This is a genomic window from Burkholderia sp. Bp9004 (genome assembly GCF_003858025.1).
GTDB classification, from domain to species: domain Bacteria; phylum Pseudomonadota; class Gammaproteobacteria; order Burkholderiales; family Burkholderiaceae; genus Burkholderia; species Burkholderia diffusa.
Genome location: NZ_QTQD01000022.1, coordinates 39078 through 60547 on the forward strand (window position 1 = coordinate 39078; position 21470 = coordinate 60547).

The 21470-nt window shown below is 67.4% G+C and carries 20 protein-coding genes and 1 pseudogene; 12 read left to right on the forward strand and 9 right to left on the reverse strand.

All coding sequences use genetic code 11. From position 1 onward, the window contains the following. Positions 1-26: 26 nt before the first annotated feature. From DIE08_RS22655 to DIE08_RS22670, 4 genes are read right to left on the reverse strand one after another with little or no spacing between them, the layout of a single operon-like run. Complete coding sequence (locus tag DIE08_RS22655) at positions 27-911, reverse strand: pirin family protein (protein WP_059606463.1); 885 nt, start codon at positions 909-911, stop codon at positions 27-29. 24 nt (positions 912-935) lie between these two features. Next, positions 936-1328 carry an OsmC family protein gene (locus DIE08_RS22660; protein WP_124903671.1) on the reverse strand — a complete coding sequence of 131 codons (393 nt, stop codon included), beginning with the start codon at positions 1326-1328 and terminating at the stop codon, positions 936-938. Positions 1329-1380: 52 nt separating this feature from the next. Further along, positions 1381-2961 (reverse strand): Na+/H+ antiporter, encoded by a 1581-nt coding sequence (locus DIE08_RS22665; protein ID WP_124903672.1) that lies wholly within the window; start codon positions 2959-2961, stop codon positions 1381-1383. Between the two features lie 10 nt (positions 2962-2971). After that, complete coding sequence (locus DIE08_RS22670; protein ID WP_059508791.1) at positions 2972-3232, reverse strand: DUF1427 family protein; 261 nt, start codon at positions 3230-3232, stop codon at positions 2972-2974. A gap of 284 nt (positions 3233-3516) precedes the next feature. Here DIE08_RS22670 and DIE08_RS22675 point away from each other — a divergent pair, with 284 nt between their 5' ends. Then, positions 3517-4203: a hydrolase gene (locus DIE08_RS22675; RefSeq protein ID WP_124903673.1), complete on the forward strand. Its 687-nt coding sequence runs from the start codon at positions 3517-3519 to the stop codon at positions 4201-4203. Positions 4204-4221: 18 nt separating this feature from the next. On the opposite strand, the gene DIE08_RS22680 is transcribed toward DIE08_RS22675, so the two are convergent. Next, entirely contained in the window at positions 4222-5145 is a 924-nt protein-coding gene (locus DIE08_RS22680) for a LysR family transcriptional regulator (RefSeq protein ID WP_124903674.1), read from the reverse strand. Positions 5146-5258: 113 nt separating this feature from the next. On the opposite strand from DIE08_RS22680, the gene DIE08_RS22685 reads away from it, so the two are divergent. The 5 genes and pseudogenes from DIE08_RS22685 to DIE08_RS22705 all read left to right on the forward strand — a co-directional run bounded on the left by DIE08_RS22685 (position 5259) and on the right by DIE08_RS22705 (position 8876). Next, positions 5259-5426, forward strand: a complete 168-nt coding sequence (locus tag DIE08_RS22685; protein ID WP_059467730.1) for a DUF1427 family protein — start codon at positions 5259-5261, stop codon at positions 5424-5426. 130 nt (positions 5427-5556) lie between these two features. Continuing rightward, a pseudogene (locus DIE08_RS35720) lies at positions 5557-5714 on the forward strand (DoxX family protein); the annotation flags it as partial. A gap of 53 nt (positions 5715-5767) precedes the next feature. Continuing rightward, positions 5768-6682, forward strand: coding sequence for a glyoxalase (locus DIE08_RS22695; RefSeq protein ID WP_124903675.1), 915 nt, complete (start codon positions 5768-5770; stop codon positions 6680-6682). Beyond that, complete coding sequence (locus DIE08_RS22700) at positions 6679-7377, forward strand: YoaK family protein (protein ID WP_124903676.1); 699 nt, start codon at positions 6679-6681, stop codon at positions 7375-7377. Before DIE08_RS22695 ends, DIE08_RS22700 begins: the two co-directional genes overlap by 4 nt. After that, complete coding sequence (locus DIE08_RS22705) at positions 7374-8876, forward strand: alginate export family protein (protein WP_124903678.1); 1503 nt, start codon at positions 7374-7376, stop codon at positions 8874-8876. Before DIE08_RS22700 ends, DIE08_RS22705 begins: the two co-directional genes overlap by 4 nt. A 105-nt stretch (positions 8877-8981) precedes the next feature. Here DIE08_RS22705 and DIE08_RS22710 read toward each other — a convergent pair whose 3' ends face one another. Beyond that, positions 8982-10568 carry an acid phosphatase gene (locus DIE08_RS22710; RefSeq protein WP_124903680.1) on the reverse strand — a complete coding sequence of 529 codons (1587 nt, stop codon included), beginning with the start codon at positions 10566-10568 and terminating at the stop codon, positions 8982-8984. Positions 10569-10791: 223 nt separating this feature from the next. On the opposite strand from DIE08_RS22710, the gene DIE08_RS22715 reads away from it, so the two are divergent. The 3 genes from DIE08_RS22715 (at position 10792) to DIE08_RS22725 (ending at position 13122) form a co-directional block, all read left to right on the forward strand. After that, on the forward strand, positions 10792-12141 hold the full coding sequence (locus tag DIE08_RS22715; protein ID WP_124903682.1) for a cytochrome-c peroxidase: 1350 nt from the start codon (positions 10792-10794) through the stop codon (positions 12139-12141). A gap of 112 nt (positions 12142-12253) precedes the next feature. Next, positions 12254-12640, forward strand: a complete 387-nt coding sequence (locus DIE08_RS22720) for a hypothetical protein (protein WP_059606483.1) — start codon at positions 12254-12256, stop codon at positions 12638-12640. Positions 12641-12651: 11 nt separating this feature from the next. After that, positions 12652-13122 carry an NUDIX hydrolase gene (locus DIE08_RS22725; protein WP_124626563.1) on the forward strand — a complete coding sequence of 157 codons (471 nt, stop codon included), beginning with the start codon at positions 12652-12654 and terminating at the stop codon, positions 13120-13122. Between the two features lie 119 nt (positions 13123-13241). Here the strand turns inward: DIE08_RS22725 and DIE08_RS22730 are convergent, their stop codons facing one another. Continuing rightward, entirely contained in the window at positions 13242-14951 is a 1710-nt protein-coding gene (locus DIE08_RS22730; protein WP_059606487.1) for a glutamine--tRNA ligase/YqeY domain fusion protein, read from the reverse strand. A gap of 253 nt (positions 14952-15204) precedes the next feature. Here DIE08_RS22730 and DIE08_RS22735 point away from each other — a divergent pair, with 253 nt between their 5' ends. Next, entirely contained in the window at positions 15205-15414 is a 210-nt protein-coding gene (locus DIE08_RS22735; RefSeq protein ID WP_006497729.1) for an ornithine acetyltransferase, read from the forward strand. 172 nt (positions 15415-15586) lie between these two features. Then, positions 15587-16135 (forward strand): alpha/beta hydrolase, encoded by a 549-nt coding sequence (locus DIE08_RS22740; RefSeq protein WP_124903684.1) that lies wholly within the window; start codon positions 15587-15589, stop codon positions 16133-16135. 111 nt (positions 16136-16246) lie between these two features. Here DIE08_RS22740 and DIE08_RS22745 read toward each other — a convergent pair whose 3' ends face one another. After that, positions 16247-17467: a CaiB/BaiF CoA-transferase family protein gene (locus DIE08_RS22745; protein WP_059524072.1), complete on the reverse strand. Its 1221-nt coding sequence runs from the start codon at positions 17465-17467 to the stop codon at positions 16247-16249. A gap of 239 nt (positions 17468-17706) precedes the next feature. On the opposite strand from DIE08_RS22745, the gene alaS reads away from it, so the two are divergent. Further along, positions 17707-20331, forward strand: coding sequence for an alanine--tRNA ligase (alaS, locus tag DIE08_RS22755; protein ID WP_124903748.1), 2625 nt, complete (start codon positions 17707-17709; stop codon positions 20329-20331). A gap of 141 nt (positions 20332-20472) precedes the next feature. Here alaS and DIE08_RS22760 read toward each other — a convergent pair whose 3' ends face one another. Further along, a complete protein-coding gene (locus DIE08_RS22760; RefSeq protein WP_124903686.1) occupies positions 20473-21390 on the reverse strand; it encodes a LysR family transcriptional regulator in 918 nt (305 codons plus the stop codon). Positions 21391-21470: the final 80 nt, after the last annotated feature.

Here is a 21470-nt window from a genome sequence, read left to right on the forward strand (position 1 = left end):
GCATCGATGAGCCGACTGCTGCCGGCCTACTGCGCGCGGCGCGCCGGCTGGCGCGTCCACTCGTTTTCCTCACCGGGCACCTTGCCGAAGGTCTGCTCGGCCCACGCGTTGCGGGCCGCCTCGATTTTCGCGCGCTCGCTCGACACGAAATTCCATTCGATGAACCGCTCGCCCGGCAGGTGCGCACCGCCGAGCAGCATGACGCGCGCGCCGTTCCCGCTGGCGAGCGCGACGTTCGCGCCGGGTTCGAGCACGGCCATCGTCGCGGCTGCGAGCGGCGTGCCGTCGATCGTGAGGTCGCCGTCGACGAGATACACGCCGCGCTCGTCGTGTTCCGCATCGAGCGCGAGTTGCCCGCCCGCGGCGAATTCCGCATACGCATACAGCGTCGGCGAGAACACGGCGACGGGCGACGTGAGCCCGAATGCAGTGCCCGCGATCACGCGCACGCTCGCGCCGTCGCGCGTGAACGACGGCAGCGTGTCGGCCGCGTGATGCACGAACGCGGGCGCCGTGTCCTCGTGCTCGACCGGCAGCGCGACCCAGGTCTGGATCCCGTGCACGGGCTGTTCATGCGGGCGGTCCTCGTCGGGCGAGCGCTCCGAGTGGACGATGCCGCGCCCGGCCGTCATCCAGTTCACGTCGCCGGGCACGATCTTTTGCCGGAAGCCGAGGCTGTCGTGATGCATCAGCGTGCCGTCGAACAGGTAGGTGACGGTCGCGAGGCCGATGTGCGGATGCGGCAACACGTCGATCCCGCTGCCGGCCGGCAGCACGGCCGGCCCCATTTCGTCGAAGAAGATGAACGGACCGACGAGGCGCGCGGCGCGCGCGGGCAGCACGCGCCGCACGACGAGGTTGCCGATGTCGCTCTCGCGCGGCGTGAGCAGGGTCTTGATCGATGCGGACATGGTGGGTCTCTCGATTTCGGGGAGTCAGGCGATGGCCGTATCGATCGTGATCGGGTGCGTGAGGATCTTGTGCACCGGGCACGCGTTCGCGATCTGCAGCAGGCGCTCGCGCTGCTCGTCGGTCAGGTCGCCGTCGAGCGTGATGCGGCGCATGATCGTGCTGCCCGCGCTGCCTGATTCGTGCGCGAGCTTCACGTGGACTTCGGCGAGCGGCCAGCCCTTGCGTTGCGCGTACATCTTCAGGGTGATCGCGGTGCAGGCGCCGAGGCTCGACAGCAGCAGCGCGACGGGTGTCGGTGCGGTGTCGCCGCCGCCGAGCGACACGGGTTCGTCGGCGCGCCACTGATGCACGCCGTCGGTGAAATGGACCAGGTAATCGACGGAGCCGATGCTCGCTTCGACGGACAGTTCGCTCATTGCAATTCCATGTGGGGAAAGGGGAGACGGGCCGGCCAGGCATGGCCGGGCGTCACGGTTCGAGCAGGCGCTGCAGCCGCAGTTCCTCGAAATCCAGCTCGGATTCTATGCGGTGCAGCACCGCGTCGTCGACCCGGCCGTCGCGATGCAGGTCGAGCAGCGCGTCGCGCGACACGCCGACCAACTCGAGCTCGACGCGCAGCATCCGCGCGCGTACGTCCGCCGGTTGCGCGCCGTCGCGGTGCGCGTGCTCGTTGAACGCGACGCGGCTGCGGTATTCGGTCAGCAGCCGGTCGAGCGATGCACGTTCGAGGCCCGGGCCGCGCTGTTCGCGAGCATCGAGTTCGGCGAGCGCCGCCCCGAACGTGTACGCGCGCGCCGCATGCTCGGACATCGTGTGCCGCGCGGCCGGGCGCAGCTTCAGCACGCGGATCAGTGGCGCGAGCGTGCCGCCTTGCACCACCAGCGTCGCGATGATCAGCAGGAACGTGCTGAACAGGATCAGGTCGCGCCCGGGGAAGTCGTTCGGCAGCGCGATCGCGGCCGCGAGGCTCACGACCCCGCGCATGCCGGACCAGCCGAGCACGACGGCCTCGCGCCACGACCACGGCGCGTGGCCCGCGCGCGGCGTGCGCAGGCGGCCCGGCAGCCACATCGCGACGAACACCCACACGACGCGCGCGGCGATCGCGGCGGCCGTCGCCGGCAGAGCGACGCGCAGGCCGGCTATCAGCACCGCGCCTTCGTGGTTCACGCGCGCGAGGATCGCGTGCAGCGCGAGGCCGATCAGGATGAACACGAGCGCGTCGAGCACGAAGACGATCGCTTCCCAGGTCGCCTTCGCCTTGATCCGCATGTCGGCGTCGAACACGCGATGCTGGCGCACGCCGAGCACGAGGCCGCAGGTCACGACCGACAGCACGCCCGAGCCGTGCACGGCTTCCGCGATCCCGTAGCTGCCCCACGCCATCGCGAAGGTCACGACGATGCCGAGCATCGGCTCGCGCAGGCGCTGCAACACCCAGCACATCGCATGACCGCATGCGAGACCGACCGCGATGCCGATCAGCGTGAGCGAGAAGAACAGCCCGGTGGCGCTCGCAGTCGTGATGGTGACGGCGAGCGCGGCGGACACGGCCATCTGATACAGCAGCAGGCCCGACGCATCGTTGACGAGGCTTTCGCCTTCGAGCACCGCGACGAGCCGGGCGGGCAGCGGATGGCGCTGCAGGATCGCCTTCGCGGCGACCGCGTCGGGCGGCGACACGATCGCGCCGAGCGTGAAACACGCGGCCCACGGCAGCGCCGGATTGACCGCATGCACGGCGAGCGCGACCGCAACCGTCGTGAACGCCACCGCACCGAGCGCGAGCGACGCGATCGATCCGAGCTCGTGCCGGAATTCCTTCCATGCCGTATAGAAGCCGCTCGACATCAGCAGCGGCGGCAACACGGCCGCAAGCAGCAGCGCCGGGTCCATGTCGGGCACGCGCTTGCCGGCGACGGCCACCACGCAGCCGCCGAGCAGCAGCACGACGGCCGGTGGAATCGAGATCCGCTCCGCGAGCCACGTGAGCGCGCCGGCGCCGCAGATCAACAGCAGCAGGTAATGAAACAGTTCGACGTTGGTCATGAGCCTTGCATCACGACGGTTTGCGGTCGTTCGCGGCGCCGCCCGGCAGCGCGCCGAACATGTGCTGGCTGCATTGCGCATCGCGCCACGCGGTATTCAGCCGGTAGCCGGACAGCATCCGGCGCGCGAGCGGCAGGATCTGCTCGCCGGCCAGCATGCCGAGCAGGCCGAGGAGCGCGATGATCGGCGGCGCCGGAGAATTCACGCCGAGCGCGCCGTAGATGACACCGGCGAGGATGCCTGCGAACAGCGACAGAAAATACGGTTTCATGATGAAAATCGCTCGTGATAGGCTGATCGGGGGGCGAAGGGCGCGCCTTCAACGTGCTGGAAGCGTATCGGGTTTACGTGTGGAACAAAAGGGCGGATAGCCCTTGATGAGCCCCTTCTTTCGGAATTCGATCGATTCCATTTCTTGGGTGTTCGAGCCGCGGCTTTTCCGATTAAATGCCTGCAACCGGAAGACGCAGATCCGGGGTAACGCACAGCCGGCTCCTCTCGGTTTCCGATCGAGGCAAGCCTCCCACGATTCCTGTTCAAAGGATGATTCGCGCCATGCGCAACCCGAAGCTTGAAGTCCTCACCCCCCAGAACAGCCAGTTGATCTTCATCGACCAGCAGCCGCAGATGGCATTCGGCGTGCAGTCGATCGATCGCCAGACGTTGAAGAACAACGTCGTCGGGCTCGCCAAGGCCGCGAAGGCATTCAACATCCCGACCACGATCACGACCGTCGAAAGCGACAGCTTCTCGGGTTACACCTATCCCGAACTGCTCGACGTGTTCCCGAACCAGAAGACGCTCGAACGCACGTCGATGAACTCGTGGGACGACCAGAAGGTGCGCGATGCACTGGCCGCGAATGGTCGCAAGAAGGTGGTCGTCTCGGGCCTGTGGACGGAAGTCTGCAATACGACGTTCGCGCTCTGCGCGATGCTCGAAGGCGACTACGAGATCTATATGGTGGCCGACGCGTCGGGCGGCACGTCGAAGGACGCGCACGACTTCGCGATGCAGCGGATGATCCAAGCCGGCGTCGTGCCCGTCACCTGGCAGCAGGTCGCGCTCGAGTGGCAGCGCGACTGGGCACGCCGCGAGACGTATGACGCCGTGATGGCGATCGCGAAGGAACATTCGGGTGCGTACGGCATGGGCGTCGACTACGCGTACACGATGGTCCACAAGGCCGCGCAGCGCACCGCGACGCGGCACGAGTCGATCCCGGCCGTGCCGGCGAAGTAACGGGCGCGGGCCGCCCGTTCAGACGGGCGGCAGTGCCCACGGCGCGTGCGACAGATGTTCGACGAGGAAGTCGAGCAATGCCGTCACGCGCGCGGCACGCAGCATGCCGGGTGGCGTGACGAGATTGACGTTGATGTCGGCGATTTTCCAGTCGTGCATGACTTCCTCGAGCTCGCCGCTTTGCAGCGCATCCCACACCAGGAACGTCGGCTGCAGCGCGAGACCGTGGCCTGCAAGCAGCGCGGGGCCAATGACGTCGGCGTTGTTGGTGCGGATGCGGCCGCGCACGGGTATGCCGATTTCGTCGTTCGACGCGGCGTGGCGAAAGCGCCAGTAGTCGGGCGTCGGGATGTTCGTGTAGGTCAGGCACACGTGCTGGTCGAGTTCGCTCGGATGGGTCGGCCGGCCATGCCGGTCGAGATACGCAGGCGATGCGACGAGCGGCCGGCGCACCGCGCAGAGACGACGCGCCCGCAGCGAGGAATCGTTCAGCTCGGCGATCCGGATCGCGACGTCGAAACCGCCCGACACGATGTCGACGAAGTGGTCGGTCAGCACGAGGTCGATGTCGACGCGCGGGTAGCGTTCGAGAAACGCGGGCAGTACCGGCGCCAGGTGGCGCAGCCCGAACGACATCGGCGCGTTCACGCGCACGAGGCCGTGCGGTTCGAGCGCGTGCGCGGATGCCTCGCCCTCGATCAGCTCGGCGTCGGCGAGCAGCCGGATCGCGCGATCGCGCAGCAGTTCGCCGGTCGGTGTGAGCGACAGCTTGCGCGACGTGCGGTACAGCAGCATCGCGCCGAGGCGCTTTTCGAGGCGTGCGATCGCTTTCGACACGGTCGGTTGCGAGATGCCGAGCAGGTCGGCGGCCTTGGCGAACGAACCGGTCTCGGCGACGCGCGCGAAGATGGCCCAGGCTTCGAGATCGGGAAGATGTTGCATGGCTGGAGAGCGTGGCGGCGAAGTGAAGCGGACGGGGCGGCAACGGTTCGGGCCGCCGTCGCACGGCGTCCGGGCGGCAATGCGGCACATTCTAGTTCAGTCGGGAAGGGCGTATGGAATCGTATCTGGCTTCATTGGGCGCGGGCGTGCTGGTCGGCGTCGTGTACAGCGTGATCAAGGTGCGCTCGCCCGCACCGCCGTTGATCGCGCTGGTCGGGCTGGCCGGCATGCTGATCGGCGTGGCGGCCGTCGCACCGGTCCGTCACTGGCTCGGTTTCTGATTGCATCGAGGACATATTGATGAGCGCAATCGAGTCCCAACCGGACCTGATCCTTCACGACGGAAGGTTCACGACGCTCGACCGCGCAAACCCGTCTGCAGCCGCAGTGGCGATCACCGCTGGCCGCTTCGTCGCGATGGTCGTGGCGAACGATTTCTGGAACCGCTCGGGCGCCGAACATTTCATGGCGCTCAACAGCTTTTTCGAGCATCTTGAGTGATCGCGGCACTCGTGCTCGCGACCGTGCTCGACGATGCTCGGCAAACGGCCGGCGACGGCCCTGGGTGACCGGGATCGCCCGAGCCGCTGCACCATTTGATGAAACAACAAGGACATCCGTCATGAAAATCCTTCGTTCCGCGTTGCTGGCGCTTGCGGTTGCCAGCGGCCTCGTCGCCGCGCCTGCCGCGTTCGCGAAACCGCCCGTGCCGCCCGCCGTCGCGCCCACGGTTGCCGTCGGTCCGCAGTACGATACGACGCACGTGTGCGTGGCACCGGAAGACTTCGACCGCTTCACCGACAGCTTGATCGCGACGTTCGGCGGCAAGAAGTCGAAGCAGGGCGTGTTCCAGGTCACGCCGACACCGAGCCAGACGATGTCGCAGCTCGTGTTGACGCCCGTCGGCACGATCTCGGTGTTCGGCTTCAAGACGCCGATCCCGTATCCGTTCTGCGCGGAGCGCACTGGCTACCTCGTCACGGACATGGATGTCGCCGTGAAGTCGGCGCGCGAGCATGGCGCCGACGTGATCGTCGACACGTTCCCGGATCCCATCGGCCGCGATGCGGTCATTGCGTGGGCGGGCGGCGTGAAGATGCAGCTCTACTGGCATACGCAGGCGCCGAACTACGACGCGTTGCAGACGATCCCCGAGAACCGCGTCTACGTGTCGCCGCAAAGCGTACGCAAGTTCGTGCACGACTTCGTCAAGTTCTCGAAGGGCAAGGTGGTGTCGGACAACCTGCAGGCGCCGGGCATCGAGATCGGCCGGCCGAACGACACGTACCGCCGCATCCGCATCGAGTCGGGCTTCGGCAAGATGACCGTGCTCGTGACCGACGGCCATCTGCCTTACCCGTTCGGACGCGAGATGACCGGCTACGACGTGCCCGATCTCGCCGCGACGCTGAAGAAGGCCGAAGCCGCGGGCGCGACCGTGCTCGTGCCGCCGTTCACGGCGGATGGGCGCGACGCAGCACTCGTGCAGTTCCCGGGCGGCTATGTCGCCGAGATCCATGCGAGCGCCGCGCGATGAAGCACGAAGACACGCTCCTTGCCGCGGTGGCCGGCTTCGTCGATACGCTGAGCTTCGTCGCGCTATTCGGGCTGTTCACCGCACACGTGACCGGCAACTTCGTGCTGATCGGCGCGGGCATCGCGGGCTTCGGCCAGGGTGTCGTGCTGAAGCTCAGCGTGTTTCCCGCGTTCGTGTGCGGCGTGATCGCGAGCAGCCTGATCGCGCGGTCGATGTCCGGGCGGCCCGCCTGGCAGGGTGCGCGCGCGCTGCACGCGGTACAGGCCGTGCTGCTGCTCGGCTTCTGCGCGGCCGGCGTGTGGGCGACGCCCGTCACGCAGCCCGACGCGTTGCCGGCACTCGTGGCCGGCATTGTCGGTACGTTCGCGATGGGGGTGCAGAACGCGCATCCGCGCGTGATTCCGCGTGCGGGCGGCGTGCCGAATACGGTGATGACGGGCAACGTGACGCAGGCGATCCTCGATGTCGTCGACCTGCTGTCGGCCGGCACCGCAGACACCGCGCGCGCGGCGGCGCGGGCGCGCTTCGGCAAGATGCTGCCGGCGATCGTTGCGTTCGCGCTCGGCGCGGCGGCCGGTGCGCTCGGGTTCCGCCATGTCGGATTCCTGGCGCTGCTCGTACCCGTCGGCGTGCTTGCGATGCTCGCACTGTGTGCGGCGCAAGCGGCCGGACCGGCCACGCAGGAGCGCGCATGATCGCGCGGGAGCGGGGGAGTCAAGGGAGGCGCCACGGCCGCCGCTTCGAGCAGGCCGCGCGCTTGTCCATCGTCGCGGGCCTGCTGTTCGCGGGCGCCGACGCGGCGTTCGCGGAAACGGCGGCGACATCCACGTCGACTTCCACGTCGACATCGACACACGGTGACGCAACCGCTTCGACATGCACGGCGAAGCGGCCGACGGTGCTGTTCAACCGCTGGCAGGAAGACTGGTCGGTGCTGGCGAATCCGTGCGTGCCGCGCGCGCCGCTCGACGGGCTCAAATACATTCCGCTCGGCAATGATCCGGCCTCCTATCTGTCGCTCGGCGTGAACCTGCGCGAGCGGCTGGAGACCAACGACGCGCCGCTGTTCGGGATCGGCTCCGCGCAATCGGATACGTACCTGATCCAGCGCGTCGAAGTGCATGCCGATGCGCATCTGGGCCAGCACTGGCAGTTCTTCGTGCAGTTGCAGGACGACCGCGCATTCGGCAAGAACACGATCTCGCCGGTCGACAGGAACCCGCTCGATCTCGAACAGGCGTTCGCGACCTACACGGGCGCGCTCGGCGGCGGCACGTTCAAGTTCCGCGTCGGGCGGCAGGAAATGGCGTTCGACTTGCAGCGCTTCATTGCCACGCGCGACGGCCCGAACGTGAGGCAGGCGTTTGATGCAGTGTGGGCCGACTACGAATATCAGAAGTGGCGCTTCATCGGGTATGCGACGCAGCCCGTGCAGAACCGCACGATGTCAGCGTTCGATGACGTGTCGAACCGCGACCTCACGTTCAGCGGCGTGCGCTTCGAGCGGCAGTCGGTCGGGCCGGGGGATCTGTCCGGCTACTGGTCGCGCTACAACCGCAGCAACGCGCGTTTCCTCGATGCGAGCGGCCCCGAGCATCGCGACGTATGGGACTTGCGCTACACCGGCACGCAGGGCCGCTTCGACTGGGATCTCGAGACGATGCTGCAGACGGGGACGGTCGGTAACAACACGATCGGTGCGTGGGCTGTCGGCTCGATCGCCGGCTACAAGCTCGATGCGCCGTGGTCGCCGCGCATCGCGCTGCAGGTCGATGCGGCATCGGGTGACCGGCATCCGCACGATGGCCGCGTCGGCACCTTCAACCCGCTCTTTCCGAACGGTTATTACTTCACGCTGGCCGGCTACACGGGCTACTCGAACCTGATCCACGTGAAGCCGTCGGTGACGCTGAAGCCGTCGCCGAACCTGTCGCTGCTCGGTGCGCTCGGCTTCCAGTGGCGCGAGACCGCCGGCGACGCCGTCTATCAGCAGCCGAACGTCGCGGTGCCCGGCACGGCAGGCAAGGGCGGCCTGTGGACGGGGATGTACGTGCAGCTGCGTGCGGACTGGACGATCGCCGCGAACCTGATCGGCGCGGTCGAGGCCGTGCACTTCCAGGTCGGCGACGCGATCCGGCAGGCGGGCGGGCACAACGCGGACTACGCCGGCATCGAGCTGAAGTACGGCTGGTGACGCGGCCGCGCGGCACCGCGCGCGCATGAAAAAAGGGCGGCCCCGCGGGGCCGCCCTTCGTTCGTCCGGGCCGGCACCGCGGCCGGCCCGTTCGCCGCGATGGCGTTACAGGTTCGGCGACAGCGCGAGCGCGTTCGTCAGGTCGCCCATCGGCTGCGCGCCGTTCGCCTTCAGCGCGTCGTCGCGCTGCTGCAGGCCCGCGAGGCGCGGCAGCGAGAAGCGACGCGTGATGAAGCGCAGGATCGAACCCGTGTCGTACTGCGTATGGTCCACGAAACCCTTCTTCGCGAACGGCGACACGATCAGCGCCGGAATGCGGGTGCCGGGGCCCCAGCGATCGCCGCTCGGCGGCGCTGCGTGATCCCAGAAGCCGCCGTTTTCGTCGTACGTGACGACCACGACCATGTTCTTCCATTGCGGGCTGGCCTGCAGGTGCGCGATCACGTCCGCGATGTGCTGATCGCCGGAGGTGACGTCCGTGTACCCCGGGTGCTCGTTCAGGTTGCCCTGCGGCTTGTAGAACGTAACTTGCGGCAGCGTGCCCGCGTCGATCGCCTTGATGAAGTCCGCGCCGTTCGCGCCGCCGTCGAGCAGGTGCTGCGCGCGGCTCGCGGTGCCCGGTGCCTGGTTCGCGTAGTAGTTGAACGGCTGATGGTGCGGCTGGAAGTTCGGCGTCGAGAGGTCGGCGCCGTAGATCACGTTCGACGTGCCGTTCTGGCTCGCCTGCAGCGCCTGGCCCCATGCGCCGCTATACCATGCCCACGACACGTTTGCATTGGTCATCAGGTCGCCGATGTTGGTTGCCGTCTGCGGCGGCATCGTCGAAGGATTGGCCGGGTCGGCGAGCAGCGGGTCGCCGCCCGTGGCGGCCTTGTTACCGCTCGGCTGGTACGCCGGCTGCATCGTGTTGACACCGTAGAAGTCCGGCGTCAGTGCGCCGTCGTTGACGAACTTCGGCGGGCCGCTCAGCGCCGAGGCCGGCGAGTTCGAGGCGACTGCGAGCGACTTGCCGTCGGCGTTCAGGACTGCGATCTTGCCGGCCGCCGGACTCTTGTCGGCGTTCGCGTAGAACGGCGCGCACGCGCAGATCAGGTACTGGTGGTTCAGGAACGAGCCGCCGAACGCGCCCATGAAGAAGTTGTCGGCCAGCACGTATTGCTGCGCGATCTTCCACAGCGGCAGCTTCGACGGATCCGGCGTGTAGTGGCCCATCGTCAGGCCGCCCGCATCGGTCCATGCGGCATACATGTCGTTCTTGCCGCCGTCGATCTGCATCTGGTCCTGGTAGAAGCGGTGCACGATGTCGCGCGTCGCGATGCTCATCGACTGGTTGAAGCCGTTGGGATCGTCGATCGCGAACGGTGCGTTCGGCAGGTTCGCCGTCATCGCTTCGGTGACCGCGGGCGTGATGCCGGTTGCGGTCAGGCCACCCCAGACCTTCGGCAGCGTCGCCATCGTCGAGCCGTCGCGATCCTTCTGCACCGAGTTCGCAGTCGTTGCGTTCTGCAGACCGTTCGCGCCCGGGAAGTTGCCGTAGAGGTTGTCGAAGCTGCGGTTTTCCGCGTAGATCACGACGACGTTCTTGACGGCCGACAGGCCTTGCTGCGTGACATCGTCGCCGCCGCAGGCGGTCAGGCTGAGCGCGGCCGCGAGGGCGATCGGCGTGTAGCGAATCCAGGCGTGCTTCTTCATGCGATGTTCTCTCTCTTTCGTCGTTTGTCGCGTGTGGGAACCGGGTTGGCGTCGGGCCGGCGCAGGAACCACGGGGCACCAACCGGCTGCGCGCATTATCTGGAACCCGTTTGACAGCCGGGTGTAGGGGCGCTTTCAATTGACTGTCGGTCGAACGTCATGCACCGGTCACGGAACTGACATAAGCTCCGGCCGATTGCCCACCGCTACAAGAAGAACGACGATGCACAGCCTTCTGAAATCCTTCGCGTTCGCGCGATCGTTGATCCCCGCCGCGGCGACGCTCGCGCTGATGGGCGGGCTCGCGCCGCTCGCCGGCTGCGATGCGCGGCCCGGTGCGAACGCGCAGGCGGTCTCCGTCGTGTCGGCGGCACAAGCCGCCCCGGCCACCCCGGCGATCGCGCCGGCCAGCCAGCCGCAGACACGCGCGCAGGTATTCGAGGGCGTGAAGCAGATGACGGCGCTCGGCAAGCAGTTGTTCTTCGATCCGTCGCTGTCCGGCTCCGGCAAGCTCGCATGCGCGTCGTGTCATAGCGCCGAGCATGCGTTCGGCCCGCCGAACGCGCTGTCGGTGCAGCTCGGCGGCGACGACATGCATCGCATGGGCTTTCGCGCGGTGCCGTCGCTGAAGTACGTGCGCGGCATTCCGCCATTCACCGAGCACTTCCACGATTCGCCCGACGAAGGCGACGAAAGCATCGATGCAGGCCCGACCGGTGGATTGACCTGGGACGGTCGCGTCGACACGCGCGATGCGCAGGCGCGTATTCCCCTCACGTCGCCATTCGAGATGAGCAGCTCGCCGGCGCGGGTCGCGAAGGCGGTGCGTGCCGCGCCCTATGCCGACGCGTTCCGCAAGGCATTCGGCGATCGGGTCCTCGGCGACGACCAGGCGACGTTCGGAGCGGTGCTGCGTGCGCTCGACGTATTCCAGCAGCAGCCGGCATTGTTCGATCCGTACACGAGCAAGTACGACGCGTATCTGGCCGGCCACGCGCAACTCACGCCCGCCGAGTTGCACGGGCTGCAGCTGTTCAACGACGAGAAGAAGGGCAACTGCGCGAGCTGTCACGTGAGCCAGCGCACGCTCGAAGGGGGGCCGCCGCAGTTCAGCGATTTCGGCCTGATCGCGATCGCGGTGCCGCGCAACCGCGCGCTGCCGGTCAATCGCGATCCGCGCTTCCACGATCTCGGCGCGTGCGGCCCCGAGCGCACCGACCTGAAGGGCCGCGACGAATTCTGCGGGCTGTTCCGCACACCGTCGCTGCGCAACGTCGCGTTGCGCAAGACGTTCTTCCACAACGGCGTGTACCACTCGCTCGAGGACGTGATGCGCTTCTATGTCGAGCGCGACATCCATCCCGAGAAGTTCTATCCGGTCGTGCACGGCAAGGTGCAGGTGTATGACGACCTGCCGAAGCGCTACTGGCCGAACATCAACCGCGAGCCGCCGTTCGACCGCAAGCGCGGCGACGCCCCCGCGCTGAATGCGGCCGAGATCAAGGACGTGATCGCGTTCCTGAACACGCTGACCGACGGATATCAACCGGCGGCCACGTCGGCCGCGCGCTAGAACACGGGCCTTGCGGCACGCATGCTATGCTCGCTGGCTGACGGGCGTGGCGCGTGCCGGGTCGCCGGCCGTGCGCCACGCCGTTCGATCGAACATCCAAGGAGAACAACACATGTCGATGCGTGCATCCCTTTCCGTCGTCACGCGCGTGCTGGCCGGCGCCGCGTGCGCAGCCGCGATGCTGCCCGCCCACGCGCAAAGCAACCTGGGCTTCCTGAACGACACGCCGCTGACCTACTTCAGCAAGACCGACCGCGCGTCGCTGGCCAAGGCCGTCGTGCAGGTGCGCGACGAAGGCAAGGACGGCGAGACCACGACGTGGCAGAGCAGCGGCCGCGGCACGCAGATCGACGCGAAGCTCACGCCGTCGACGTCCGAGAACGACGGCAAGACCTGCCGCGAAATCGCCACCGACATTACCGCGAAGGGCCAGACGATGACGCTCAAGCCCGTCTACTGCAAGACCGCCGCGGGCAAGTGGCAGCTGCAGAAGCGCTGAGCGCGCGAGCAATGAAGCGCAGCGGTGCGCGGCGCACGGTATCGTGCGGCGTCGTGATTCTCGACGGGGCCGGCCGCGTGTTCCTCGCGCACGCGACGGATACCACGCACTGGGACATCCCGAAGGGGCAGGGCGAGCCCGGCGAGTCGCCGGCCGACGCGGCGCTGCGGGAGTTGCGCGAGGAAACCGGCATCGAACTCGCGGCGGCGCGGCTGCTCGATCTCGGCCGCTTCGCATATCGTCACGACAAGGACCTGCACCTGTTCGCGGTGCAGGTCGCGGACGACGAGATCGATCTCGCGCACTGCACGTGCACGTCGATGTTCCCGAGCCGTCGCGACGGCTCGCCGATTCCCGAGATGGACGCGTATCGCTGGACCGCGCCCGGCGACGTCGACGCATATGCAAGCCGCAGCCTCGCGCGGTTGTTTCGCACGACGCTGTCGCTCGCGGATCTGCACCGGCGACTGGCGGGCGCGTGAGCGCTGCCGCGTCGATTCCGACGATCCCGCGCGCGCAATAAAAAACCGGCCCGAAGGCCGGTTTTTTTATCGTCGCGCGACGCCGGCCCGGAGCCGCGCGCCGTGCATGGAGCAGGCCGTCAGGCCGGCTTGCCCCAGCTGTCGCGCAGCCCGACGATCCGGTTGAACACGGGCTTGCCCGGTTTCGAATCAACGCGGTCGGCGACGAAATAGCCGTGACGCTCGAACTGGAGGCGCGTTTCCGGCGCAACGTCGCCGGCGCCCGGTTCGACGTAGGCCTGCGTGACCTTCTTCGAATCCGGATTCAGCGCCTCGAGGAAGTTCGCACCGCCCGCGTCCGGATGCGGCTCCTTGAACAGCCGGTCGTAGATCCGGACTTCGGCCGCCTGCGCATGCTTCACGCTGACCCAGTGGATGTTGCCCTTGACCTTGTAGGTGTTCGCGCCTTCGGTGCCCGACTTGCTGTCCGGGAAATAGTTGCAGTGCACGGCCGTCACGTTGCCGTCGGCGTCCTTGTCGAAGCCCGTGCACTCGATCACGTAGCCGTAGCGCAGGCGCACCTTGTTGCCCGGGAACAGGCGGAAATAACCCTTCGGCGGGTTCTCGACGAAGTCCTCGCGTTCGATCCACAGCTCGCGCGAGATCGGGAACGTGCGCACGCCGCGCTCCGGGTGATGCGGATGCACGGGCGCCGTGCACGCTTCTTCCTGGCCTTCCGGATAGTTGTCGATCACGAGCTTCAGCGGATCGAGCACCGCGACCGTACGCGCCGCCTTGTCGTCGAGGTCGTCGCGCAGCGCGCCTTCGAAGATGCTCATGTCGATCCACGAATCGATCTTCGTCACGCCGATCCGCTCGCAGAACAAGTGGATGCTCTCCGGCGTGAAGCCGCGGCGTCGCACGCCGACGATCGTCGGCATCCGCGGGTCGTCCCAGCCGTCGACGTGGCCTTCGGTGACGAGCTGCAGCAGCTTGCGCTTGCTCGTGATCGCGTACGTGAGGTTCAGCCGCGAGAATTCGATTTGCTGCGGCAGCGGGCGCGTGAACACGCCGGCTTCCGCGAGTTCGTTCAGCACCCAGTCGTACAGCGGGCGGTGATCCTCGAACTCGAGCGTGCACAGCGAATGCGTGATGCCTTCGAGCGCATCCGAGATGCAGTGCGTGTAGTCGTACATCGGATACACGCACCACGCGTCGCCGGTGCGGTAGTGGTGCGCGTAGCGGATCCGGTAGATCACCGGATCGCGCATGTTCATGTTCGGCGAAGCCATGTCGATCTTCGCGCGCAGCACGTGCTCGCCTTCCTTGAACTCGCCGGCCTTCATGCGGCGGAACAGGTCGAGGTTTTCCTCGGGCGAACGGTCGCGGAACGGCGACGGCTTGCCGCCTTCGGTCAGCGAGCCGCGGTTCGCGCGCATTTCCTCGGCGCTCTGGCTGTCGACGTATGCCTTGCCGCGCTGGATCAGCAACTCGGCGAATTCGTACAGCTTGTCGTAGTAGTCGCTCGCGAAATACTGGTGATCGACCGCATCCTTGCGCCAGTCGAAGCCGAGCCAGCGGACCGCGTCGACGATCGAGTCGACGTACTCGACGCTTTCCTTTTCCGGGTTCGTGTCGTCGAAGCGCAGGTGGCACACGCCGCCGTAGTCGCGCGCGACGCTGAAGTTCAGGCAGATGCTCTTGGCATGGCCGATGTGCAGATAGCCGTTCGGCTCGGGCGGAAAGCGCGTCTCGACGCGGCCGCCCCATTTGCCGGTGCGGTTGTCGTCGTCGATGATGTTGCGGATGAAATTGGAAGCCGCGGGGGCGTCGTTGCGTTCGGTGCTCATGCGGTTGGCGTCAGGTTGTGTCGGCGCGTCGCGCCGGGGTAATCCCGCAATTCTACCTGACCGGGGTCCGTCCCGCGCGGGTTGCGCCACCGGGCGGGCGGTTCGCGGCGCGGAACCGCAATATCTCGATTGTGTGTCGGCTGTAACACGACGTAAATCGGATTGCCCGCCGCATTCGGCTTTTCCTATGATGGCTTTTACCGATTCAATGCCGCCATTCGTATTTTTTGCTGGCGGGAGGACACCAACAATCATGATGAAGAAGACCACTTTTCTCGTTCGTACCGCGGTAATCGTCGCGGCCCTGTCGCAGCTCGGCGCATGCGCGATGACGCATACGCAGCGTAATGCCGGTATCGGCGCGGCCGCGGGCGGCGCGCTGGGCTACCTGATCACGGGCGGCCCGGTCGGCACGGTTGCCGGCGCCGCGGCGGGTGGCCTGGTCGGCGCCGGCGTGCGCTGATTGAGGCCGGCGCGCGTGAGCGCCGGCTGGGCGTGACGGTGTTGCCGCAGCGTCACGGCCCGTTTCTGCTTCGCACATCCATTCCGCGATTCGACAGGCAGCATCAGGGAGGAGCGGGTGTGCGACACTTCGTCGACGTTACATAACGACTTCATTCGTCGACGAACCATCCATGAGCGATTCTCTCGTTTTCGTGCTGCCGGGCTACGGCAACTCCGGTCCGCTCCACTGGCAAAGCCGTTGGGAGCGCGCCGACGCGCGTTTCGTGCGCGTCGCGATGCCCGACTGGAACAGTGCGTTCCGCAACGGCTGGTGTCTCGCGCTCGACCGCGCGGTCGAGGCCGCGCCGGGCCCCGTGACGATCGCCGCGCACAGCCTCGGCACGTTGACCACCGCGTGGTGGGCGACGCGCTACGCGCGGCCGGCCGCGCTCGCGAAGGTGCGCGGCGCGTTGCTCGTCGCGTTGCCCGATCCTGCCGGGCCGGCGTTTCCGGCCGACGCGCACGGCTTCGGGCCGGTGCCGCATGAGCGGCTGCCGTTTCCGACCTGCGTGGTTGCAAGCAGCGACGATCCGTACGGCTCGATCGCGTTCGCGCGCGGCTGCGCGGATGCGTGGGGCAGCGCCTTCCATGACCTCGGCCCGCGCGGCCACATCAACGCGGACAGCGGACTCGGCGACTGGCCCGACGCGCGAGGCTGGCTCGATGCGCTCGCGCGCTAGTGGTTAGCTGCTAACCGTTAACCGCCGGTCCATCGATCCGTCAGCGTCCGCCGGCGCTCGGGCACGCCGCGTGCCCCCGGAAGACGCCGCGGCGCGCTCGTCCGGGTCGGTTCAGATCGCCTGTTTCGCCTTCAGCGCCGCAATGCGCGCCTCGTCGTAGCCGAGCATGTCGCGCAGTACGTCTTCCGTCTGCGCGCCGAGCAGCGGCGGGGCGGTGCGCGCATCGGGCGGCGTCGCGCTCATCCGGATCGGATTGCGCACGAGCTTCACGTCCGCGCCGCACGGGTGCGGCAGCGACACCTGCATCCCGCGCGCGACCACCTGCTCGTTGTCGAACACCTCGTCGAGTTCGTTGATCGGCCCGCACGGCACGCCGGCCGCTTCGAGCGCGCCGATCCAGTCGGCCTTGCCGCGCGTCTTCACCATCTCGGCGAGGATCGGCACCAGCGTATCGCGATGGCGCACGCGCGACGGGTTGGTCGCGAACCGTTCGTCGTCGGCCAGCTCGGGCCGGCCACCGGCCTCGACGAACTTGCGGAACTGCCCGTCGTTGCCGACCGCGACGATGATCCAGCCGTCGCTCGTCTGGAACGTCTGGTACGGCACGATGTTCGGGTGCGCGTTGCCCCAGCGCACCGGCGGCTTGCCGCTCGCAAGGAAGTTGGTGTTCATGTTCGCGAGCAGCGCGACCTGCACGTCGAGCAGCGCCATGTCGATGTACTGGCCTTCGCCCGTCCGGTCGCGGTGCGCAAGCGCGGCGAGTACCGCGATCGTCGAGTAGAGGCCCGTCGCGAGATCGGCGATCGCGACGCCGGCCTTCTGCGGGCCGCCGCCCGGCTCGCTGTCGCGCTCGCCGGTGATGCTCATGAATCCGCCGATTCCCTGGACGATGAAGTCGTAGCCCGCGCGGTGCGCGTACGGGCCCGTCTGGCCAAAGCCCGTGACCGAGCAGTAGACGAGATCGGGTTTCACCGCGCGCAGCGATTCGTAATCGAGCCCGTACTTCTTCAACTGCCCGACCTTGTAGTTCTCGAGCACGACGTCGCTCTGCGCGGCGAGCTCGCGCACGATCTGCTGGCCTTCCGGCGTCGCGATGTCGACCGTCACCGAGCGCTTGTTGCGGTTCGCCGCGAGATAGTACGCGGCCTCCGCCGTATCGTCGCCGTTCGCGTCCTTCAGGTACGGCGGCCCCCAGTGGCGCGTGTCGTCGCCGGCGCCGGGGCGCTCGACCTTGATTACGTCCGCGCCGAAGTCGGCGAGCGTCTGCGCGCACCACGGGCCCGCGAGCACGCGGGTCAGGTCAAGCACGCGGATATGGCTCAAGGCACCCATCGTCGAATCGTCTCCTTTCATGGCTCGCCTGGCCGGGGCAAGGCGGATTGGCATGCCGAGCATCTTAAGGCGAATCGGCCGCACGGGTGGCCCAGGCCGGTCGTCCGCCGCGCCGGGCCGCTGCCGTCTGGGGCGCCGGTCTGTATCGTATAATCGTTCGTTTACGATATTTGCCCGCCGTGCGTCCGCGAGGACGGCCGGCGTTTGAAGCCGTCTCAGCCAGACATTCCCCGCACGCCATGAAAGCTGCCGAAATCCGCGAGAAATTCCTCAAATTCTTCGAATCGAAGGGCCACACGATCGTCCGCTCGTCGAGCCTCGTGCCCGGTAACGACCCCACGCTGATGTTCACGAACTCGGGCATGGTCCAGTTCAAGGACGTGTTCCTCGGCACGGACCCGCGTCCGTACTCGCGCGCCACCACGGCGCAGCGCAGCGTGCGCGCGGGCGGCAAGCACAACGACCTCGAGAACGTCGGCTACACGGCGCGCCACCACACGTTCTTCGAGATGCTCGGCAATTTCTCGTTCGGCGACTACTTCAAGCATGACGCGATCAAGTTCGCGTGGGAACTGCTGACCACGGTCTACCAGCTGCCGAAGGAAAAGCTGTGGGTCACCGTCTACCAGGAAGACGACGAAGCCTACGACATCTGGGCGAAGGAAGTCGGCGTGCCGACCGAGCGGATCATCCGCATCGGCGACAACAAGGGCGCGCGCTACGCGTCGGACAACTTCTGGACGATGGGCGACACGGGCCCGTGCGGCCCGTGCACGGAAATCTTCTACGACCACGGCCCGGACGTCTGGGGTGGTCCGCCGGGATCGCCCGAAGAAGACGGCGACCGCTACATCGAGATCTGGAACCTCGTGTTCATGCAGTTCAACCGCGACGCGCAGGGCAACATGACGCGCCTGCCGAAGCAGTCGGTCGACACCGGCATGGGCCTCGAGCGTCTCGCCGCGGTGCTGCAGCACGTGCATAGCAACTACGAGATCGACCTGTTCCAGAACCTGATCAAGGCCGCCGCGCGCGTGACCGAGATCAGCGACCTGAACAACAACTCGCTGAAGGTGATCGCCGATCACATCCGCGCGTGCTCGTTCCTGATCGTCGACGGCGTGATCCCCGGCAACGAAGGCCGCGGCTACGTGCTGCGCCGCATCGTGCGCCGCGCGATCCGCCACGGCTACAAGCTCGGCCGCAAGGGCTCGTTCTTCCACAAGCTGGTGGCCGACCTCGTCGCCGAGATGGGCGCCGCGTATCCGGAACTGAAGGAAGCCGAACAGCGCGTGACGGACGTGCTGCGTCAGGAAGAAGAGCGCTTCTTCGAGACGATCGAACACGGGATGTCGATCCTCGAGGCCGCGCTGGCGGACGTCGAGGCGAAGGGCGGCAAGGTGCTCGACGGCGAACTCGCGTTCAAGCTGCACGACACCTACGGCTTCCCGCTCGACCTCACGGCCGACGTGTGCCGCGAGCGCGGGATGACGGTCGACGAGCCGGCGTTCGACGACGCGATGGCGCGCCAGCGCGAGCAGGCGCGCGCGGCCGGCAAGTTCAAGGCCACGCAGGGCCTCGAATACTCGGGCGCGAAGACCACCTTCCACGGCTATGAGGAAATCGCGTTCGACGACGCGAAGGTCGTCGCGCTGTACGTCGACGGCTCGGCCGTCAACGAAGTGAAGCACGGCCAGGATGCGGTCGTCGTGCTCGACCACACGCCGTTCTACGCGGAATCGGGCGGCCAGGTCGGCGACCAGGGCGTGCTCGCGAACGCCGCGACGCGCTTCGCGGTGGCCGACACGCTGAAGGTGCAGGCCGACGTGATCGGCCACCACGGCACGCTCGAACAGGGCACGCTGAAGATCGGCGACGTGCTGCGCGCGGAAATCGACGCGCACCGCCGCGCGCGCACCCAGCGCAACCACTCGGCCACCCACCTGATGCACAAGGCGCTGCGTGAAGTGCTCGGCGCGCACGTGCAGCAGAAGGGTTCGCTCGTCGACGCGGAGAAAACCCGCTTCGACTTCGCGCACAACGCGCCGATGACCGACGACGAAATCCGTCGTGTCGAGCAGATCGTCAACAACGAAATCCTCGCGAACGCGCCGGGCATCGTGCGCGTGATGCCGTATGACGAAGCGGTGAAGGGCGGCGCGATGGCGCTGTTCGGCGAGAAGTACGGCGACGAAGTGCGCGTGCTCGACCTCGGCTTCTCGCGCGAACTGTGCGGCGGCACGCACGTGCACCGCACCGGCGATATCGGCTTCTTCAAGATCGTCGTCGAAGGCGGCGTCGCGGCCGGCATCCGCCGCGTCGAGGCGATCACCGGCGACAACGCGGTGCGCTATGTGCAGGAGCTCGACGCCCGCGTGAACCAGGCGGCGGCGGCGCTGAAGGCACAGCCGTCGGAGCTCACGCAGCGCATCGCGCAGGTGCAGGACCAGGTGAAGTCGCTCGAGAAGGAACTGGGCGCGCTGAAGTCGAAGCTCGCATCGAGCCAGGGTGATGAACTCGCGCAGCAGGCCGTCGAAATTGGCGGTGTGTACGTGCTCGCGGCGACGCTCGACGGTGCCGACGCGAAGACGCTGCGCGAAACGGTCGACAAGCTGAAGGACAAGCTGAAGAGCGCGGCGATCGTGCTCGCGGCCGTCGAAGGCGGCAAGGTCAGCCTGATCGCGGGCGTCACGCCGGACGCGAGCAAGAAGGTCAAGGCCGGCGAGCTCGTGAACTTCGTCGCGCAGCAGGTGGGCGGCAAGGGCGGTGGCCGTCCGGACATGGCGCAGGCAGGCGGCACGGAACCGGCGAACCTGCCGGGCGCGCTGGCAGGCGTCAAGGGCTGGGTCGAAGAGCGTCTTTGATCGGCATGGCTGATGCGATGCGGTCTTGCTGACCCCGTCGCAGCGCACGAGAAAACGACCCGATCGGCAGTGGCCGGTCGGGTCGTTTTGTTTTTGCCGGTGCGCAGGATGAGCGCATGGCGGCGCGTCGGCGCAGCGGAATCAGGCCGGTAGTGCCGTTGCCGGCAACGAGGGCGAATCTCCCGACTGCCGCGCGGCATCGCCGAGCGCATCGCGCAACGCGGCGAGTGCCGCCGACGCGTAACCGTGCCGCCACGCGAGCAGCGTGTCGATTGCTTCGAGTTCCGCGATCCTGTGGGCGGCGACGTTGCCGGTCTCGGGCTGAAGCTCGAGCACCGAGCGCGGCGCGACCGCGACGCCCGCACCGGCCGCGACGCACGCGACGATCGCGTGATACGAACCCAGTTCGAGCACGCGCGCGGGTTTCATCCCGTGCGCCGCATACCATCGCTCGACATACTTCCGGTACGTGCAGCCGCGCTCGAACGCGATCAGCGTCGGCAGGATCACGTCGCGCGGCGTGCGCACCGGCGGATGGCCGCGCGGCGTCAGCAGCACCAGGTCCTCGCGGAAGATGGGCACCGTCTCGAACGTGTCGGGCAGCGTGTCGGGCTCGGGTGGCCGCGCGAACAGCGCCGCGTCGACCTCGAAGTCGCGCACCTTGTCGATCAGCCAGCCGGTCGTGCCGGTCACGAGTTCCAGCGACACGTCGGGCCACGCATGGTGATAGCGCGCGAGCACGGTCGGCAGCCGGCTCGCGGCCGTGCTTTCCATCGTGCCGAGCCGCAGCCGCCCGCGCGGCGTGTCCTCGCGCACGGCGTCGCGCGCCTCGTCGGCAAGCTCGAGCAGCCGCTCCGCGTAGGGCAGCAGCGTATGCCCGGCCGGCGTCAGCACGAGCCGGCGGCCGTCGCGCACGAACAGCGCCGCGCCGAGTTCCTCCTCGAGCTGCTTGATGCGCGTCGTCACGTTCGACTGCACGCGATTGAGCTTCGCCGCCGCGCGCGTGATGCCGTTCTCGCGCACGACGGCCCTGAAAATCGCCAGCGCCGCCAGGTCCATGATTCTCTCCGTGAGATTGCTGGATTCTCAATTATTCGTTTTTAGAGAACGTTCGGTCAAGCTACGATACAAGCAATCCG

What these genes read in the sequence shown, in the direction of transcription:
- DIE08_RS22675 (WP_124903673.1), top strand. Translation starts at nt 3,517, where the DNA reads ATGCGCAACCCGAAGCTTGAAGTCCTCACCCCCCAGAACAGCCAGTTG.
- DIE08_RS22665 (WP_124903672.1), bottom strand. Translation starts at nt 2,961, where the DNA reads ATGACCAACGTCGAACTGTTTCATTACCTGCTGCTGTTGATCTGCGGC.
- DIE08_RS22745 (WP_059524072.1), bottom strand. Translation starts at nt 17,467, where the DNA reads ATGGGTGCCTTGAGCCATATCCGCGTGCTTGACCTGACCCGCGTGCTC.
- DIE08_RS22700 (WP_124903676.1), top strand. Translation starts at nt 6,679, where the DNA reads ATGAAGCACGAAGACACGCTCCTTGCCGCGGTGGCCGGCTTCGTCGAT.
- DIE08_RS22685 (WP_059467730.1), top strand. Translation starts at nt 5,259, where the DNA reads ATGGAATCGTATCTGGCTTCATTGGGCGCGGGCGTGCTGGTCGGCGTC.
- DIE08_RS22710 (WP_124903680.1), bottom strand. Translation starts at nt 10,568, where the DNA reads ATGAAGAAGCACGCCTGGATTCGCTACACGCCGATCGCCCTCGCGGCC.
- DIE08_RS22655 (WP_059606463.1), bottom strand. Translation starts at nt 911, where the DNA reads ATGTCCGCATCGATCAAGACCCTGCTCACGCCGCGCGAGAGCGACATC.
- DIE08_RS22705 (WP_124903678.1), top strand. Translation starts at nt 7,374, where the DNA reads ATGATCGCGCGGGAGCGGGGGAGTCAAGGGAGGCGCCACGGCCGCCGC.
- DIE08_RS22715 (WP_124903682.1), top strand. Translation starts at nt 10,792, where the DNA reads ATGCACAGCCTTCTGAAATCCTTCGCGTTCGCGCGATCGTTGATCCCC.
- DIE08_RS22730 (WP_059606487.1), bottom strand. Translation starts at nt 14,951, where the DNA reads ATGAGCACCGAACGCAACGACGCCCCCGCGGCTTCCAATTTCATCCGC.
- DIE08_RS22725 (WP_124626563.1), top strand. Translation starts at nt 12,652, where the DNA reads ATGAAGCGCAGCGGTGCGCGGCGCACGGTATCGTGCGGCGTCGTGATT.
- DIE08_RS22680 (WP_124903674.1), bottom strand. Translation starts at nt 5,145, where the DNA reads ATGCAACATCTTCCCGATCTCGAAGCCTGGGCCATCTTCGCGCGCGTC.
- DIE08_RS22670 (WP_059508791.1), bottom strand. Translation starts at nt 3,232, where the DNA reads ATGAAACCGTATTTTCTGTCGCTGTTCGCAGGCATCCTCGCCGGTGTC.
- DIE08_RS22660 (WP_124903671.1), bottom strand. Translation starts at nt 1,328, where the DNA reads ATGAGCGAACTGTCCGTCGAAGCGAGCATCGGCTCCGTCGATTACCTG.
- alaS (WP_124903748.1), top strand. Translation starts at nt 17,707, where the DNA reads ATGAAAGCTGCCGAAATCCGCGAGAAATTCCTCAAATTCTTCGAATCG.
- DIE08_RS22695 (WP_124903675.1), top strand. Translation starts at nt 5,768, where the DNA reads ATGAAAATCCTTCGTTCCGCGTTGCTGGCGCTTGCGGTTGCCAGCGGC.
- DIE08_RS22760 (WP_124903686.1), bottom strand. Translation starts at nt 21,390, where the DNA reads ATGGACCTGGCGGCGCTGGCGATTTTCAGGGCCGTCGTGCGCGAGAAC.
- DIE08_RS22735 (WP_006497729.1), top strand. Translation starts at nt 15,205, where the DNA reads ATGATGAAGAAGACCACTTTTCTCGTTCGTACCGCGGTAATCGTCGCG.
- DIE08_RS22740 (WP_124903684.1), top strand. Translation starts at nt 15,587, where the DNA reads ATGAGCGATTCTCTCGTTTTCGTGCTGCCGGGCTACGGCAACTCCGGT.
- DIE08_RS22720 (WP_059606483.1), top strand. Translation starts at nt 12,254, where the DNA reads ATGTCGATGCGTGCATCCCTTTCCGTCGTCACGCGCGTGCTGGCCGGC.